We start from the raw sequence: 13,701 nt of genomic DNA, 5'->3' as shown, positions 1-13,701 counted from the left end.
CATGCCCGCCAGATTCGCCGATTTCAGACCGGATGGGAATCCGACAGGCTGCTAGAGGCGCGGCAGGATGGCGGCGACGACGGCCTCGAACATCTCCGTCGTCAGCCGCCGCGTCGAGGTGTTGTAGCGGCTGACATGATAGCTGTCGGCCAGTACCAGCCCGCCAGGCAGCGCGTGCTGGGCGCCATGGGCGAAGCGCGTCGCGCTGCGCTTCAGGCCGAGCGCGCGCAGGCAGGCGTCATGCGCCAGCACGCCGAGCGCCAGCACCACGCGCAGCTGCGGCATCCCCCGGATCTCGCCGGCGAGGAAGGTGTTGCAGGCGCGGATCTCGGCCGGCTGGGGCAGGTTGGCGGGGGGCACGCAGCGCACGGCATTGGTGACGCGGCAGCCGGTCAGCGCCATGCCGTCATCCGGCCGCTCGAGATAGGTGCCCTCGGCGAGGCCGTATTTCAGCAGCGTCGCATAGAGCAGCCGGCCGGCATGGTCGCCGGTGAAGGGGCGGCCGGTGCGGTTCGCCCCGCGCTGCCCGGGCGCCATGCCGAGCACCATCAGCCCTGCCCCGCGCGGCCCCCAGGAGGGGACCGGGGCATTGTGCCAGTCGGGCCAGGCGGCCCGGTTCGCCTCGCGGAGGGATACGAGGCGGGGGCAGAGCGGGCAGTCGCGGTCCGGCTGCGGTGCCGGATTGCTCACTCCGGCCCCCTCACTCCGGCAATTCCGGCGTCTCGCGGAAGGGCTCGGCCGGCGTCGCGCGGATCGACGTGAGCTTGGGCGGGGCGCTGCCGGCCGCGCCGGCCTGGCGCTGCCGCGGCTCCACCTGGCGCCGGGTGATGTGCTCAGCGAGCTCGGAGAGGTCGATGAAGGCATCCGCCTGGCGGCGCAGCTCGTCGGCGATCATCGCCGGCTGGGTGCGGATGGAGGAGATGACGGTGACGCGCACGCCGCGCCGCTGCACCGCCTCGACCAGGCGGCGGAGGTCGCCGTCGCCCGAGAAGATGACGACATGGTCGAGATGCGGCGCGAGGTCGAGCACGTCGACGGCCATCTCGATGTCGACGCTGCCCTTGACGCGGCGGCGGCCGGTGGCGTCGGTGAATTCCTTGGCAGGCTTGGTGACGACGGAGTAACCGTTGTAGCCGAGCCAGTCGACGAGCGGGCGGAGCGGGGAGTACTCCTCGGTCTCGAGCAGGGCGGTGTAGTAATAGGCGCGGATGAGGTAGGCCTGCCTCCGGAAATGCGCCAGCAGGTTCTTGTAGTCTACGTCGAAGCCAAGGGTACGCGAGGCGGCGTAGAGATTGGCCCCGTCGATGAAGACGGCGAGGCGTTCGATCCGGTCGGGCTGCAAGGTCGTTGCTTTCGAAATATGGGTCGCGCCAGTCTGCGCATCCGGCAGTTTAGGCGAAGGTTGCAGGTGGTTAAGCGACAAAGCGTGGCACTCATCGCCATTGGCGCGAATTTGCCCGGATATGATGGAAAAGCACCAATCGAGACGTGTCGCGCGGCAGCCGAGGCACTCGAAGGGTTGTGCAGGCTGCGGCTTGCTGCCGTCTCGCGTTGGTATGAAACGGTGCCGGTTCCGACGCTCCCCGGCGTCCCGCGCTTCGTCAACGGCGTCGCGCGGCTGGAGGGCGAGGCGCCAGAGCCGGCGGCGTTGCTCGCGGCCCTGCAGGGGCTGGAGGCGGCGGCGGGACGGCAGCGGCCCTATCCCAACGCGCCGCGGACGCTCGACCTCGACATCGTGGCGATCGACGGGCTGGTGCGGCAGGCGCCGGACCCGGTGCTGCCGCATCCGCGCGCGCATCTCCGCCGCTTCGTGCTGCAGCCGCTCGCCGACGTGGCGCCCGGTTGGATGCATCCAGTGCTCGGCAGCACGGTGGAGGCGCTGCTGGCGGGGCTGCCGGAGGAGGACCTGCCCGTGCCCATCGGGGGTTGATGGCCGCACGGCGCTTGCGAAAGCAGGGCTGCGTGGCTATCTGGAGTGTTCATCCGCGCTGCCCCGACGGGGGCGGCCGATCCAGTTCATGAGGCCGAGATGGCGCGCGTCACCGTCGAAGACTGCATTCTCCAGATCCCGAACCGGTTCGAGCTCGTGCTCACCGCCGCGCAGCGGGCCCGCAACATCGGCCGCGGCGAGGAGCTGACGCTCGAGCGCGAGAACGACAAGAACACCGTCGTTGCGCTCCGCGAGATCGCCGAGCAGACCATCGACCTCCCCTCGGTCGAGGCGGACCTCATCAAGTCGCTCCAGCGGGCCCCGGAGCCGGAGCCGGCGGAGGAGGAGGTGCTCGACCTCATCGCCACCGACGAGAACATCTTCGGCGTCATGGACGTCAACGAGGAGCTGCCAGTCGATGGCGCCGGCCTCGAGGAGATGTCGCCGGACGACCTCGAGGCTGCGATCGCCGCCGAGCTGGGCGGCGGCCGCCGCTGAGACGGGCCCCTTGACGCCGCGCGACGCCGGGCCCGCTCTCGCCCCGGTGCCGCGCGCCCCTGAGGGCCCGGCCACCGGAGCCGTCTCCGCCGCCGTGCCCGGCCTGCCGCCGGGCTATGGCGAAGCGACCGCGCTTGCCGAGCGGGTCCTTGCCTATGATCCGCGGGCCGATATCGGCCTCATCACCCGCGCCGGGCAACTCGCCGCCGAGGCGCATGCGACACAGCAGCGGGAGAATGGCGAGCCCTACATCACCCACCCGCTCGCCGTCGCCGGCATCCTGGCCGACTACCGGCTGGACAGCGCGACCATCGCTACCGCCCTGCTCCACGACGTCGCCGAGGACACGGCGGTCGGGCTGAAGGAGATCGAGCGCCGCTTCGGCGCCGAGGTGGCGCGGCTGGTCGACGGCGTCACCAAGCTGACGCGGATCGAGCTGCAGTCGGAGCGGACCAAGCAGGCGGAGAACCTCCGCAAGCTGGTGCTGGCCATGAGCGAGGACATCCGCGTCCTGCTCGTGAAGCTCGCCGACCGGCTGCACAACATGCGGACGCTGCATTTCGTGCCGCAACTGGCACGGCGGCAGAAGACGGCGCGCGAGACGCTGGAGATCTTCGCCCCGCTCGCCGAGCGCATCGGCATGGACGCGCTGAAGACGGAGATGGAGACGCTCGCCTTCCAGGCGCTGCACCCGGAGGCGCGGCAGACCATCGCGGCGCGGCTCACCTTCCTCCGCGGGCAGGGCGCCGACCTGATCCGCGAGATCGAGCAGGATTTGCGACGCGTGCTGGCGAAGCATGGCGTCAATGCGCTCGATGTGCTGGGGCGGGAGAAGTCGCCCTATTCGATCTGGCTGAAGATGCAGAAGAAGAACGTGGCCTTCGAGGCGCTCTCGGATGTCATGGCCTTCCGCGTCATCGTCGATGACCGCAACGCCTGCTACATGGCGCTCGGCGCAGTGCACGACGCCTATCGCGTCGTCCCCGGGCGCTTCAAGGACTACATCTCGACGCCGAAGACAAACGGCTACCAGTCGCTCCATACCGGCGTGACGGTGCCGGAGCGGCGCAACGCCAAGATCGAGGTGCAGATCCGCACGCGGGAGATGCACGAGGTCGCCGAGTACGGCGTTGCGGCGCACTGGATCTACAAGCAGGGGCCGGAGACGGCCGGCGCCGGCACGACGCGCAAGCGCTACCCCTGGGTGCGGGCGCTGCTCGACATCCTCGAGAATGCCGAGGGCGTCCAGGAATTCCTCGACGATACCAAGCTCGAGCTGCACCGGGAGCTGGTCTTCTGCTTCTCCCCCAAGGGCGACCTGATCGAGCTGCCGCGCGGCGCGACGCCCGTCGACTTCGCCTATGAGGTGCATAGCCAGGTCGGCGACACCTGCGTCGGCGCCAAGGTCAACGGCAAGATCGTGCCGCTCCGCCATATGCTGGAGAATGGCGACCAGGTCGAGATCATCACCGCCCGCGGCGGCCAGCCGAACCCGGCCTGGGAGCGCTTCGTCGTCACCGGCAAGGCGCGGGCGCGCATCCGCCGCTTCGTCCATGCCAGGCAGCGGGAGGAGAACCAGGAGAGCGGGCGGGCGGCCATCACCAAGGCCTTCCGGCAGGAGGGGCTGGATTTCTCCGAAAAGCAGCTGGAAGGGGCGCTGAAGGCCTTCAAGCAGCCGGGGCTGAACGAGCTTTACCTGCTGGTCGGCTCTGGCTCGCTCTCGGCGCGGGAGGTGGTGCAGGCGGCGGTGCCGGAGCTGCGCACGCCGCCCCGCATCGCGGACCCGCTGCCGCTGGCGCGGCCGCGCGGGCGGCTCGGCGCCGGGCCGACGCTCGGGCGAGCCGACAGGACGGGGGCACCGCGGGGGCCGGTGCCGGCGGGGATGCCGGTGACGGGCCTCGTCAGCGGCATGCCCTATCATTTCGCCGGCTGCTGCCACCCACTGCCGGGCGAGCGTATCCTCGGCATCGTCACCACCGGCAAGGGCGTCAGCATCCATGCGGCGGATTGCCGGAGCCTCGAGAATTTCGCCGCCGCCCCCGAGCGCTTCCTCGACATCGACTGGGACGAGGGGGCGGTCGGCCACCATGTCGGGCGAATCATCGTCGAGACGCGCAACAAGCCCTCGGCCCTGGCCGCGCTGACCGAGACGGTGGCGCAGCAGGACGGGGCCCTGGCGGGGCTCAAGGTGAACCACCGCGACCCGGAGAGCTGCGAGGTCGCGCTCGATGTCGAGGTGCGGGACCTCAGGCACCTCGAGCGCATCATGGGGGCGTTGCGGGCGCCGGCCGACAACCTCCGGGTGGAGCGGGCGCGCGGATGATCCTCGGCCTCGGCAACGATATCGTCGACATCCGGCGCATCGAGCAGAGCATCGCCCGGTACGGCGAGCGCTTCCTCGAGCGGGTCTTCACCGAGACAGAGCGCGCCAAGGCGGAGCGGCGGACGGAGAGGCTGCAGGCGAGCACCTACGCCAAGCGCTTCGCGGCGAAGGAGGCGGCCTCCAAGGCGCTGGGGACGGGGTTCCGGGCGGGGGTCTTCTTCCGCGACCTCGGCGTGGTCAACCTGCCGAGCGGGCAGCCGACGCTCCGCATGACGGGCGGTGCGGCGGAACGGCTGGCGCGCATCACCCCGCCCGGGCACCGGGCGGAGGTGGCGCTGACCATGACAGACGAATACCCCTATGCCAGCGCCGTAGTGATCATCTCGGCGGTCAGGCTGTAGGAGGTGCGGCCAGCGCCGCCTCCACCGCGCGGATCAGCGCCGGCGCATCCGGCTCCGTCGCGGTGGGGAAGCCCTGCACCCGGCGCCCGTCGCGCGAGACCAGGTATTTGTGGAAGTTCCAGCGCGGCGCCCCGCCGCCATGCGCCGCGAGGAAGGCGAAGAGCGGTGCCGCCTGCGCGCCCCGCACGCGGGCTGGCATGGTCATCGGGAAGGCGACGGCGTAAGTCGCCTCGCAGAAATGCTTGATGGTGCGGGCGTCCGCGCTCTCCTGGTTGAAGTCGTTGGAGGGGACGCCGAGCACCACCAGGCCGCGGCCTGAGAAGCGGTCGTAAAGCTTCTGCAGCCCGGCATATTGCGGGGTGAAGCCGCAGAAGCTCGCGGTGTTCACCACCAGCATCGGCCGGCCGCGGAAGCCGCCGAGGTCGAGCGGGCCGCCATCGATCGAGTCCATGCGGAAGTCGAAGGCGGTCGGCTCCGCCGCGCCGGCGAGGCCGCTCATGGCCATTGCCCCGAGGGCCAGCGCCGCACGTCGTCCGAACTCAGCCATACCGCTCCTCCGCCCAGGGGTCGCCGTTGTTGTGGTAGCCACGGACCTCCCAGAAGCCGGGACGGTCCTCGCGCAGCAGCTCGATCCGGGTCACCCATTTCGGGCTCTTCCAGAAATAGAGGCGGGGCAGCACCACCCGCACCGGCCCGCCATGCTGGCGGGCCAGCGGCGCGCCCTCCCAACTATGGGCGAGCAGCACCTCGTCGCGGGTGAACTCGGCCAGTGGGACATTGGTGGTGTAGCCGTCATAGGAGGTGAAGGAGACGAAGCGCGCCTCCTCCTTCGGCCGGGCCATCTCAATCAGGTCGCGTGCGCGGACGCCCTGCCAACGGTTGTCGTAGCGGCTCCACTGCGTGACGCAGTGGATGTCGTTGACCAGCTCGGTCTGCGGCAGGGCCATGAATTCGGGGAGGGTGAGGCGCACCGGCGCCTGCACCAGCCCCTCCACCCGCAGCCGCCAGCGCTCCGGCGAGACATCGGGCTGCACGCCCAGGTCAAGCACCGGCCAGTCCTTCACCAGCGTCTGGCCGGGCGGCAGGCGGTCCCGCGTCGGGTCGCCATGGGTCCCGGTGAGGAGGCGGCCGTCCCGGGCCCAGGCCTGCTTGGTGTCAACCAGCTTCTGGCGGATGCCGCCGCTCAGGGGGATATCCTCGTCCTCGGCCATGGCGATCTCCTGCTGATCTTACGTATCGGCAGCGGCGGCGGATGCAAGGGCTCAGGCGCGGATGCCGAGGGCTGGGGCAAGTTCGGCAAGCTGGAGGTGGTCGGACCGGCGGGATTCGAACCCACGACCCCTTGTCCCCCAGACAAGTGCGCTACCAGGCTGCGCTACGATCCGTGCCGGGCGCCGGGATAGCACCGCGTCAGGGCGGAGGCTAGAGCCCTTCCGCCATTATCGGCCGGCGAGGCTGTGCAGCTCCTCGGCGATGTCCTCCAGCTCCTCGATGATGCTGCGGAGGCTCTCGGGCGGGGCCTCGGCGGGTTCCGGCAGGGAGAGCTCCGCCTCACCGAGGCCGCCCTCGCGCAGCAGCCGCTGCACGCCCTTGATGGTGTAGCCCTGGGTGTAGAGCAGGTCGGCGATGCGCCGCAGCAGGCCGATATCCTCCGGCCGGTAGTAGCGCCGCCCGCCGCCGCGCTTCAGCGGCTTGAGCTGGGGGAATTTCGTTTCCCAGAAGCGCAGGACGTGCTGCGGGATGTGCAGGTCGTCCGCCACCTCGCTGATGGTGCGGAACGCGGTCGGCGCCTTGCGGGGGCGCGGGGCAAGCGGGTCGCTCACGCCGCGCTGTCCGTGGCCGGCGTGGCCTGGCCGTTGATGCGGGCCTTCAGCACCTGGGAGGGCCGGAAGGAGAGCACCTTGCGCGGCAGGATGGGCACCTCCACCCCGGTCTTCGGGTTGCGGCCGACGCGCTGGCCCTTCTGGCGGACCATGAAGGTGCCGAAGGCGGAGATCTTCACCGCCTCGCCGGCCTCAAGGGCGCCGGAGATGCGTTCCAGGACCGATTCGAGCAGGGCCGCGGATTCGTTCCGCGACAGCCCGACCTGGCTATAGATCGCCTCGGCCAGGTTCGCGCGCGTGAGCGTATTCATCTGGCAACCGGTTCCCGCAAGCCATTCTGACCGTTAGGAAACCGGTATCCACCGCGGGCGTCAATCACGCTCTGGCGAAAGCGCCACAGCGTGGCTGGAATGTCGCAGTGGTCAGAAGCGGAGGAGGCAGGCGCCCCAGGTGAGGCCGCCGCCGATGCCCTCCAGCACCACCAGGTCGCCGCGCTCGATCATGCCGCGGCCGGCAACATCCGCCAGCGCCAGGGGGATGGAGGCGGCGGAGGTATTGGCGTGGCGGTCGACCGTCACCACCACGCGCTCCCGCGGCAAGTTCAGCTTCTTCCCCATCGCCTCGATGATGCGGAGATTGGCCTGGTGCGGCACCAGCCAACGGAGGTCGGCATGGCTCAGCCCATTGGCGGCCAGCGCCTCGTCGACCACGGCGGCGAGCTTGGAGACGGCGTGGCGGAAGACCTCCTTCCCCGCCATCCGCAGCAGGCCGGTGCCGCCGGTGGAGCCGGCGCCGCCATCGACCAGGAGGATGTCGCCATGCCGCCCGTCGGAGTGCAGGTGGGTGGAGAGGATGCCGCGATCGGTGCCCGCCTCGGCGGTCAGCACCACCGCGCCGGCGCCGTCGCCGAAGAGGACGCAGGTGCCGCGGTCGGTCCAGTCGAGGATGCGGGAGAAGACCTCGGTGCCGATGACCAGGGCGCAGCGGGCCTGGCCGGTCTTCAGCAGCGCATCGGCCACGCCCATCGCATAGACGAAGCCGGTGCAGGCGGCCGCCATGTCGAAGGCAAAGCCCCCGGTGATGCCGAGCTGCTGCTGGATGCGGACGGCGGTCGCCGGGAAGGCGCTGTCCGGCGTCGCCGTGGCAACGATGATGGCATCGACCTGCCCGGCCTCCATGCCGGCACGCTCGAGCGCCTGGCGGGCAGCGGCGGCGCCCATGGCGGAGGCGGTCTCGCCCGGCGCGGCGATGTGGCGCTGGCGGATGCCGGTGCGCTCGATGATCCACTCGTTCGAGGTCTCGATGCCGAATTCGGCGGCGAGCGCGGCATTGGGCACGCAGCGCTCCGGCAGGTAGCCGCCGCAGCCGGCGATCACGGAACGGAGCATCGGGGCGCCCTCCTTCAGGCTGCGGCGACCGGCTTGCCGATCTGCGCCAGGCCCTCGCGGATGCGGTCGTTGAAGCGGTGGGTCACCATGTCCATGGCGACGTCGACGGCATGGGCGAAGCCGAGCGCATCCGTCCCGCCATGCGACTTCACCACCACGCCGTTGAGGCCGAGCAGGATGGCACCGTTGTAGCGGCGCGGGTCCATCCACTCGCGCAGGCGGTCGAGCGCGGGGCGGGCGAGCAGGTAGCCGGCCCGCGCCGGGATGCTGCTGGTGAAGACCTGGCGCAGCAGGTCGCGCATCAGCTTCAGCGTGCCCTCGGCAGTCTTCAAGGCGACGTTGCCGGTGAAGCCGTCCGTCACCACCACGTCGACGGTGCCGGCGGCGATGTCATGGCCCTCGATGAAGCCGTGGAAATTCGGGCCGATATGGCTCTCGCGCAGCGTCTCGGCGGCGGCGCGCACCCGGTCGTCGCCCTTCAGCTCCTCGGAGCCGACATTGAGCAGGCCGAAGCTCGGCGTCGTCAGGCCAAGCACGGCGCGGGCGAAGCTGTCGCCCATGACGGCAAATTCGACGAGGTTGCGGGCATCGCACTGCACGTTGGCGCCGAGGTCGAGCAGCACCACGTCGCCGCGCGCCGAGGGGGCGATGGCGGCGAGCGCCGGCCGGTCGATCTCCGGCAGAGTCTTGATGACGATCTTGGCCAGCGCCATAAGCGCGCCGGTATTGCCGGCCGAGACCACGCCGGCCGCCTCGCCGCCGGCGACCGCGTCGATCGCGATGCGCATGGAGCTCTGCCGGCCCTGGCGCAGCGCCGCCGTGGGCTTCATCTCGGAGGAGATGACATCCGGCGCATGGCGCAGGCTGCAGGCCTTGGCGGCACGGGGGCGGCGAGCCAGCATCCCGCCGATCCGGGCCTCGTCGCCGACCAGCAGGAAGCGGGCCTGCGGATGACGCTCCGCGGCCAGTTCCAGCCCGTCGAGGACGCTGTCGGGCGCATGGTCGCCGCCCATGGCGTCGATCGCCAGGGAGAAGCCCGAGGCACCAGTGCTCTGCGACACGGTCTGCCGATCCCCGCCCGTATGCCCGTTCCGGCTCAGTGGCGGATGGCGGCCTTCAGCGCATCCCCGGCAGGCACGACCTCGCGGCCGTCATAATGCCCGCAAGAGGAGCAGACGTGGTGCGGGCGCTTCAGCTCGCCGCAGTTGGAGCACTCGGCATGGGCCATGCTGGTCAGGGCCTGGTGGCTCCGCCGCATGCCGGCACGGGAGGGCGAAACCTTTTTCTTCGGGACGGCCATGGCGCCGAGCCTTTCTTTGCAACACGCAAGGCGTTTCAACGGGAGGGCGGGGCTGTAGCACCGCACCCCCCGGGGTGCAAGCGCATCTCCGGCCCCGCAGCTAGTTCTTCCGGAGCGCGGCCAGGGCGGCGAAGGCGTCGGCGGAACGGTCGGTCGCCTCCTCGGGAAGCTCGGCGCCCGGGGCGCGGGGATAGGGGTCGATGGCCAGGGCAAGCTGCTCGGCCACCGCCTCGCCGAGATCGGCGACGCCGTCCGGGCATTCGATCTCGTCGATGTCCTCCGGCCCGTCCTGCGGCTCGCGGCCCGGGGGGAGGAGGCGGAAGGCGACCGGCACGTCCACCGCCTGGGCCACAGGCTCCAGCGTCACGATGCAGGCCTGGGTGAGGCTGGCGGCGATCCGGCCCTCGGCCAGGACCGTCCCTTCCGCCTCAAGGCCGAGGCGCAGCTCGGCGGCAAGGCTCTCGATCGAGAGGATGCCGAAGCGGTCCGCCAGCGCTGCGCATTCCCCCGGGGTGGCCGTGAGCGACAGGCGGCGTCCGGCCTGGGAGACGGTGCCGAGCGGCAGGGGGCGGGAGAATTCCGGAGCCGGGTCAGGCGGCATCGGCGGCCTCCAGCGGGGCGGGGAAGGGCGCCTCGCCGCGCAGCAGGGTGCCGAAGGGAATGCCCGCCAGCGCCTCGGCGCCGCGGAGGGCGTGGCGGGCGAGGCGGAGGGCTGGCTCCCGCGGCGCCTCGGCCGCCTCGCGCCAGACATTGCGCTCGAGGGCGGTGGCCAGGGCGGGCAGATCGCCGGCATCGAGCGCCGCCTCATAGGCGATGCACCGGCCATGGAAGGCCTCCCACATCCGCTTCACCCGCTTGCCGATGCTCATGTCGCTGGCGCCCATCTCGCGCAGGTTGATGTCCATGTCGGCGAACATTGCGTCGAAGACGGCCTGGGCCAGGCCGGCGCCGCGCTTGTCCCGGTCGGTGCGCAGGCGCCGGATCAGCAGGGCGACATGCAGCCCGACCACGTCGAAGCGGCCGTCCAGCGTGTCCGGGATGCCGAGGCTCTCGAAGAACCATGGATCGCGCGCCGCCGAGACGGCGGCGCCGTAGAGCTCGAAGCCGATCCGCTCATGCGGCTTGCGGCGGAACAGGGCGAGCAGGCCCATGGTCGGTCGGTCCTCTTCTGTGGTCCGGCCACGGCGCGGTTGACCCTGCCGTGGCATGGTGGCATTCGCGCCGGAACAGTCATGCGCGGCCCGCGGCACCATGCCCCGGGCGGAGATCGAGAGTGGGACCAGACATGGATCGCCCCTGCCATCCGGTCAATCGGCCCGCCGCGCCACGGTTGCGCGCGGCGGCCCTGGCCCTTGGCGTGCTGCTGGCGCTGCCGGGCTGCAGCGTCTTCGACGCGCCGGTGGTGCAGCGCGGCAACCGGGTAACCGAGGACCAGCTGAAGGAGATCACGCCCGGGGTGCAGACGCGCCAGGATGTGCAGGCGCTGCTCGGCTCCCCGACCCAGACCAGCAGCTTCGGCGACCCCGTCTGGTACTACATAAGCAGCAAGACCCGGCAGCGCCCGGGGCGGGAGCTGCTGGTGACCGACCAGCAGACGGTCGTCGTGTCCTTCGATGCGGGCGGCGTCGTGCGCGATGTGAAGATGGTGGGCGAGGAAGAGGGCAAGCCGGTCGACATGGTCTCGCGCGTGACGCCGACGCCAGGCAACGACCGCTCCCTGCTGCAGGCGCTCTTCGGCAATGTCGGGCGGATCGGGCCGGGTGCGTCCATCCCGACCAGCCCGGGCGCCCCGGGGTCGGGGACGGGGCGCTGACCCATCCACTGAGGGCCCCTTCGCGGCTTTGCGGAGGGGCCGGCTTGCGGCGCGGACCCTGGCCGGGGTCCTGGCGCTCAGCCCGCGGCGGTCCGCGCCCCGCGCAGCTGCTGCCAGGCGATAGCGCCGAGGGCGAGGGCCAGGGCCGGCAGCACGGTGAGGTTCAGCACCGCCCATCCCGCCTGCGCGTGCACCGCGCCGGAGAGGAAGGCAGTGCAGGCCACGGTGCCGAAGACGATGGTGTCGTTCGCCGCCTGGGCGCGCACCCGCTCCTCCGGCGCATGGGCGGTCGCCAGCAGGGTCGTCGCGCCGACGAACATGAAGTTCCAGCCGAGCCCCAGCAGGCCGAGCGCCAGGCCGAAATGGGCGAAGCTCTCGCCCATCAGCCCGATCGCCACGCAGAGCGCCGTCAGGGCCGCGCCCGCCACGATCACGGGGCGCACGCCGAAGCGGGTGATGAGGCGGCCGGTGAAGAAGCCGGGGCCGAACATGGCCACCGCATGGATCTGGATGACGGTCGCCGAGGCGCCGATGCCGAAGCCGCAGAGCATCATCTCGACCGGCGTCGAGGTCATCAGCAGGTTCATCGTGCCATAGGCCACCATGCCGGTGACGGCGGCGGTGAGGAAGGCCGGGCGGGCGATGATTTCCCAGACCGAGGCGCCGCCGGCATGACGGGCGGGCGGCGGCGGCAGGCGGGTGAAGGAGAGCAGCGCCATGCAGAGCACCGGCAGGCAGGCCAGCACGAGGTAGGTGCCGAGGAAGAGGTAGGGCGGGACGCTGTCCCGCGTCGCCTTCACCAGCTCCGGCCCGAGGCTGGCGGCGAGGATGCCCCCGGTCATCACCAGGCTGATGGCGCGCGGGCGATAGCCGGGCGAGGCGACCTCGGCCGCGGCGAAGCGGTAGTGCTGGGCGATGCCGAAGCCGAGGCCCGCCGGCACCGCGCCCGCGCAGTAGAGGACGAAATTGCCGGTCCAGACGCCGGCAGCGAAGGTGAGCGAGCCCGCCATCGCCCCGAGCGCGCCAAGGATGAAGCCCGGCTTGCGGCCGAGCCGGGCGAAGACCATCCCGGCCGGGATGGAGGCCGCCATGGTCGCCGTCATCTGGATGGCGACGGGCAGCGTCGAGAGCGACTTGTCCTCGGCCAGGCTGTGCCCGATCAGCGCTGCCATCACCGCCTGGCCGACGGTCGCGGCCTGCATCAGGGCCTGGCAGCAGAAGAGCAGCCAGACCTGGCGCTTCATGCGCCCCTCTTCGCTAGAAATGCGACCATCCTCCCGCGGGGAGGGCGAGCGGGGCGCCCTCCGCATCCTTGACCTGGACCTCGGCGGGTCCTGCGACGAATTCGCCGATCCGGGTGGCCGGGGTGCCGGCGGCGGAGGCCAGGGCCTCGATGCCGGCGCCGGGCGGGGCGGCGAAGAGCAATTCGTAGTCGTCGCCGCCCGTCAGCACCAGCGGCAGCAGCGCCGGATCGGCCATGACGAGGGCGCGGGCGGCGGGCGAGAGCGGCACGCGGCCGGCCTCGATCATCGCGCCGCAGCCGGCGGCGCGGCAGAGATGGCCGCAGTCCTGGACGAGGCCATCGGAGACATCCATGGCCGCATGGGCCTGCCCGGCGAGCGCGGTGCCGAGGGCGAGGCGCGGCTCCGGCAGGCGGTAGCGGCGGGCGAGATGGCCCCCGGCATCGCCCGGCAGCCGCCCCTGCAGCACGCGGAGGCCGAGCGCCCCGTCCCCGATGGTCCCGGAGACCCAGAGCCCGTCCCCCGGCCGGGCGCCGGCGCGGCGGAGGGCGGCGCCGGGCGCGACGCTGCCGAGGATGGTGAGCGACAGGCTGATGGGGCCCGGGATGGAGACCGTGTCGCCGCCGAGGACGGAAAGGCCGAAGCGCGCCTGGTCCTCCGCCAGCCCCGCCACGAAGCCTTCGAGCCAGCCTGTCGGCAGGTCGCGGGGCAGGGCGGTGGTCATCAGGTAGCCGAGCGGCGCCGCGCCCATGGCGGCGAGGTCGGAGAGGTTCACCCGCAGCAGCTTGCGGCCGATGGTCTCCGGCGGGTCCTCCGGCAGGAAATGGACGCCCGCCACCATGGCATCGGCGGCGAGCACCAGCTGCCGCCCCGGCGGCGGGTCGAGCAGCGCCGCATCATCGGCCAGGCCGAGCGCCCCCGGCCCGGCCAGCGGCAGGAAATGCCGGGCGATGAGGGCGAATTCGGCAGGCGGCCCGGCCATCG

17 protein-coding genes, 1 tRNA gene and 1 pseudogene are annotated in these 13,701 nt (G+C 71.5%); 5 read left to right on the top strand and 14 right to left on the bottom strand.

The genetic code is table 11. The annotated features are described in order from the left end of the window. Positions 1-51 precede the first annotated feature (51 nt). Positions 52-690: a uracil-DNA glycosylase gene (locus tag AC5JJ1_RS27255; RefSeq protein WP_495788268.1), complete on the bottom strand. Its 639-nt coding sequence runs from the start codon at positions 688-690 to the stop codon at positions 52-54. A 10-nt stretch (positions 691-700) separates the two neighbouring features. Then, on the bottom strand, positions 701-1,342 hold the full coding sequence (locus AC5JJ1_RS27250) for a LabA-like NYN domain-containing protein (RefSeq protein WP_495788267.1): 642 nt from the start codon (positions 1,340-1,342) through the stop codon (positions 701-703). Between AC5JJ1_RS27250 and folK the strand changes: the two genes are divergently transcribed. From folK to acpS, 4 genes are all read left to right on the top strand, one after another. After that, the gene (folK, locus tag AC5JJ1_RS27245; RefSeq protein WP_495788266.1) at positions 1,232-1,930 is read left to right on the top strand and encodes a 2-amino-4-hydroxy-6-hydroxymethyldihydropteridine diphosphokinase; all 699 of its coding nucleotides are present in this window, start codon (positions 1,232-1,234) and stop codon (positions 1,928-1,930) included. The genes AC5JJ1_RS27250 and folK overlap by 111 nt on opposite strands. 99 nt (positions 1,931-2,029) lie before the next feature. Continuing rightward, positions 2,030-2,428 carry a DNA-directed RNA polymerase subunit omega gene (gene rpoZ, locus AC5JJ1_RS27240; protein WP_495788265.1) on the top strand — a complete coding sequence of 133 codons (399 nt, stop codon included), beginning with the start codon at positions 2,030-2,032 and terminating at the stop codon, positions 2,426-2,428. Positions 2,429-2,438: 10 nt separating this feature from the next. After that, positions 2,439-4,751, top strand: coding sequence for a RelA/SpoT family protein (locus AC5JJ1_RS27235; protein WP_495788264.1), 2,313 nt, complete (start codon positions 2,439-2,441; stop codon positions 4,749-4,751). Next, a complete protein-coding gene (gene acpS, locus AC5JJ1_RS27230) occupies positions 4,748-5,152 on the top strand; it encodes a holo-ACP synthase (RefSeq protein WP_495788263.1) in 405 nt (134 codons plus the stop codon). The genes AC5JJ1_RS27235 and acpS overlap by 4 nt, the downstream gene beginning before the upstream one ends. Here acpS and AC5JJ1_RS27225 read toward each other — a convergent pair. The 10 genes and pseudogenes from AC5JJ1_RS27225 to AC5JJ1_RS27180 all read right to left on the bottom strand — a co-directional run bounded on the left by AC5JJ1_RS27225 (position 5,142) and on the right by AC5JJ1_RS27180 (position 10,814). Beyond that, entirely contained in the window at positions 5,142-5,699 is a 558-nt protein-coding gene (locus AC5JJ1_RS27225; RefSeq protein ID WP_495788262.1) for a glutathione peroxidase, read from the bottom strand. The two genes, acpS and AC5JJ1_RS27225, sit on opposite strands and share 11 nt — an antisense overlap. After that, positions 5,692-6,363 (bottom strand): sulfite oxidase-like oxidoreductase, encoded by a 672-nt coding sequence (locus tag AC5JJ1_RS27220; protein ID WP_495788261.1) that lies wholly within the window; start codon positions 6,361-6,363, stop codon positions 5,692-5,694. The genes AC5JJ1_RS27225 and AC5JJ1_RS27220 overlap by 8 nt, the downstream gene beginning before the upstream one ends. A gap of 97 nt (positions 6,364-6,460) precedes the next feature. Continuing rightward, positions 6,461-6,537, bottom strand: a tRNA-Pro gene (locus AC5JJ1_RS27215). A gap of 78 nt (positions 6,538-6,615) precedes the next feature. Beyond that, a pseudogene (locus AC5JJ1_RS27210) lies at positions 6,616-6,975 on the bottom strand (MerR family transcriptional regulator); the annotation flags it as partial. After that, positions 6,972-7,286 carry an integration host factor subunit alpha gene (locus tag AC5JJ1_RS27205; RefSeq protein ID WP_495788260.1) on the bottom strand — a complete coding sequence of 105 codons (315 nt, stop codon included), beginning with the start codon at positions 7,284-7,286 and terminating at the stop codon, positions 6,972-6,974. The pseudogene AC5JJ1_RS27210 and the gene AC5JJ1_RS27205, both read right to left, overlap by 4 nt. A gap of 111 nt (positions 7,287-7,397) precedes the next feature. After that, the gene (locus AC5JJ1_RS27200; RefSeq protein ID WP_495788259.1) at positions 7,398-8,363 is read right to left on the bottom strand and encodes a beta-ketoacyl-ACP synthase III; all 966 of its coding nucleotides are present in this window, start codon (positions 8,361-8,363) and stop codon (positions 7,398-7,400) included. Positions 8,364-8,377: 14 nt separating this feature from the next. Continuing rightward, positions 8,378-9,424, bottom strand: coding sequence for a phosphate acyltransferase PlsX (gene plsX / locus AC5JJ1_RS27195; protein ID WP_495788258.1), 1,047 nt, complete (start codon positions 9,422-9,424; stop codon positions 8,378-8,380). 35 nt (positions 9,425-9,459) lie between these two features. Continuing rightward, positions 9,460-9,663 (bottom strand): 50S ribosomal protein L32, encoded by a 204-nt coding sequence (gene rpmF, locus AC5JJ1_RS27190; protein ID WP_043341472.1) that lies wholly within the window; start codon positions 9,661-9,663, stop codon positions 9,460-9,462. 100 nt (positions 9,664-9,763) lie between these two features. Beyond that, complete coding sequence (locus tag AC5JJ1_RS27185; protein WP_495788257.1) at positions 9,764-10,264, bottom strand: YceD family protein; 501 nt, start codon at positions 10,262-10,264, stop codon at positions 9,764-9,766. After that, entirely contained in the window at positions 10,254-10,814 is a 561-nt protein-coding gene (locus tag AC5JJ1_RS27180; protein ID WP_495788256.1) for a ubiquinol-cytochrome C chaperone family protein, read from the bottom strand. The genes AC5JJ1_RS27185 and AC5JJ1_RS27180 overlap by 11 nt, the downstream gene beginning before the upstream one ends. A 134-nt stretch (positions 10,815-10,948) precedes the next feature. Here AC5JJ1_RS27180 and AC5JJ1_RS27175 point away from each other — a divergent pair, with 134 nt between their 5' ends. Next, positions 10,949-11,476, top strand: coding sequence for an outer membrane protein assembly factor BamE (locus AC5JJ1_RS27175; RefSeq protein WP_495788255.1), 528 nt, complete (start codon positions 10,949-10,951; stop codon positions 11,474-11,476). Between the two features lie 77 nt (positions 11,477-11,553). Here AC5JJ1_RS27175 and AC5JJ1_RS27170 read toward each other — a convergent pair whose 3' ends face one another. Continuing rightward, positions 11,554-12,720, bottom strand: a complete 1,167-nt coding sequence (locus AC5JJ1_RS27170; protein ID WP_495788254.1) for an MFS transporter — start codon at positions 12,718-12,720, stop codon at positions 11,554-11,556. Positions 12,721-12,733: 13 nt separating this feature from the next. After that, positions 12,734-13,699 (bottom strand): thiamine-phosphate kinase, encoded by a 966-nt coding sequence (gene thiL / locus AC5JJ1_RS27165; RefSeq protein WP_495788253.1) that lies wholly within the window; start codon positions 13,697-13,699, stop codon positions 12,734-12,736. Positions 13,700-13,701: the final 2 nt, after the last annotated feature.

This window comes from Belnapia sp., from assembly GCF_059504005.1.
This window is presented reverse-complemented; position numbering and strand designations above follow the sequence as displayed.

Excerpts from the sequence above, each read along its gene's own strand:
- AC5JJ1_RS27180 (WP_495788256.1), bottom strand. The coding sequence starts at position 10,814 with ATGGGCCTGCTCGCCCTGTTCCGCCGCAAGCCGCATGAGCGGATCGGC.
- acpS (WP_495788263.1), top strand. The coding sequence starts at position 4,748 with ATGATCCTCGGCCTCGGCAACGATATCGTCGACATCCGGCGCATCGAG.
- AC5JJ1_RS27200 (WP_495788259.1), bottom strand. The coding sequence starts at position 8,363 with ATGCTCCGTTCCGTGATCGCCGGCTGCGGCGGCTACCTGCCGGAGCGC.
- rpoZ (WP_495788265.1), top strand. The coding sequence starts at position 2,030 with ATGGCGCGCGTCACCGTCGAAGACTGCATTCTCCAGATCCCGAACCGG.
- thiL (WP_495788253.1), bottom strand. The coding sequence starts at position 13,699 with ATGGCCGGGCCGCCTGCCGAATTCGCCCTCATCGCCCGGCATTTCCTG.
- AC5JJ1_RS27170 (WP_495788254.1), bottom strand. The coding sequence starts at position 12,720 with ATGAAGCGCCAGGTCTGGCTGCTCTTCTGCTGCCAGGCCCTGATGCAG.
- AC5JJ1_RS27185 (WP_495788257.1), bottom strand. The coding sequence starts at position 10,264 with ATGCCGCCTGACCCGGCTCCGGAATTCTCCCGCCCCCTGCCGCTCGGC.
- rpmF (WP_043341472.1), bottom strand. The coding sequence starts at position 9,663 with ATGGCCGTCCCGAAGAAAAAGGTTTCGCCCTCCCGTGCCGGCATGCGG.
- folK (WP_495788266.1), top strand. The coding sequence starts at position 1,232 with ATGCGCCAGCAGGTTCTTGTAGTCTACGTCGAAGCCAAGGGTACGCGA.
- AC5JJ1_RS27175 (WP_495788255.1), top strand. The coding sequence starts at position 10,949 with ATGGATCGCCCCTGCCATCCGGTCAATCGGCCCGCCGCGCCACGGTTG.
- AC5JJ1_RS27225 (WP_495788262.1), bottom strand. The coding sequence starts at position 5,699 with ATGGCTGAGTTCGGACGACGTGCGGCGCTGGCCCTCGGGGCAATGGCC.
- AC5JJ1_RS27220 (WP_495788261.1), bottom strand. The coding sequence starts at position 6,363 with ATGGCCGAGGACGAGGATATCCCCCTGAGCGGCGGCATCCGCCAGAAG.
- AC5JJ1_RS27205 (WP_495788260.1), bottom strand. The coding sequence starts at position 7,286 with ATGAATACGCTCACGCGCGCGAACCTGGCCGAGGCGATCTATAGCCAG.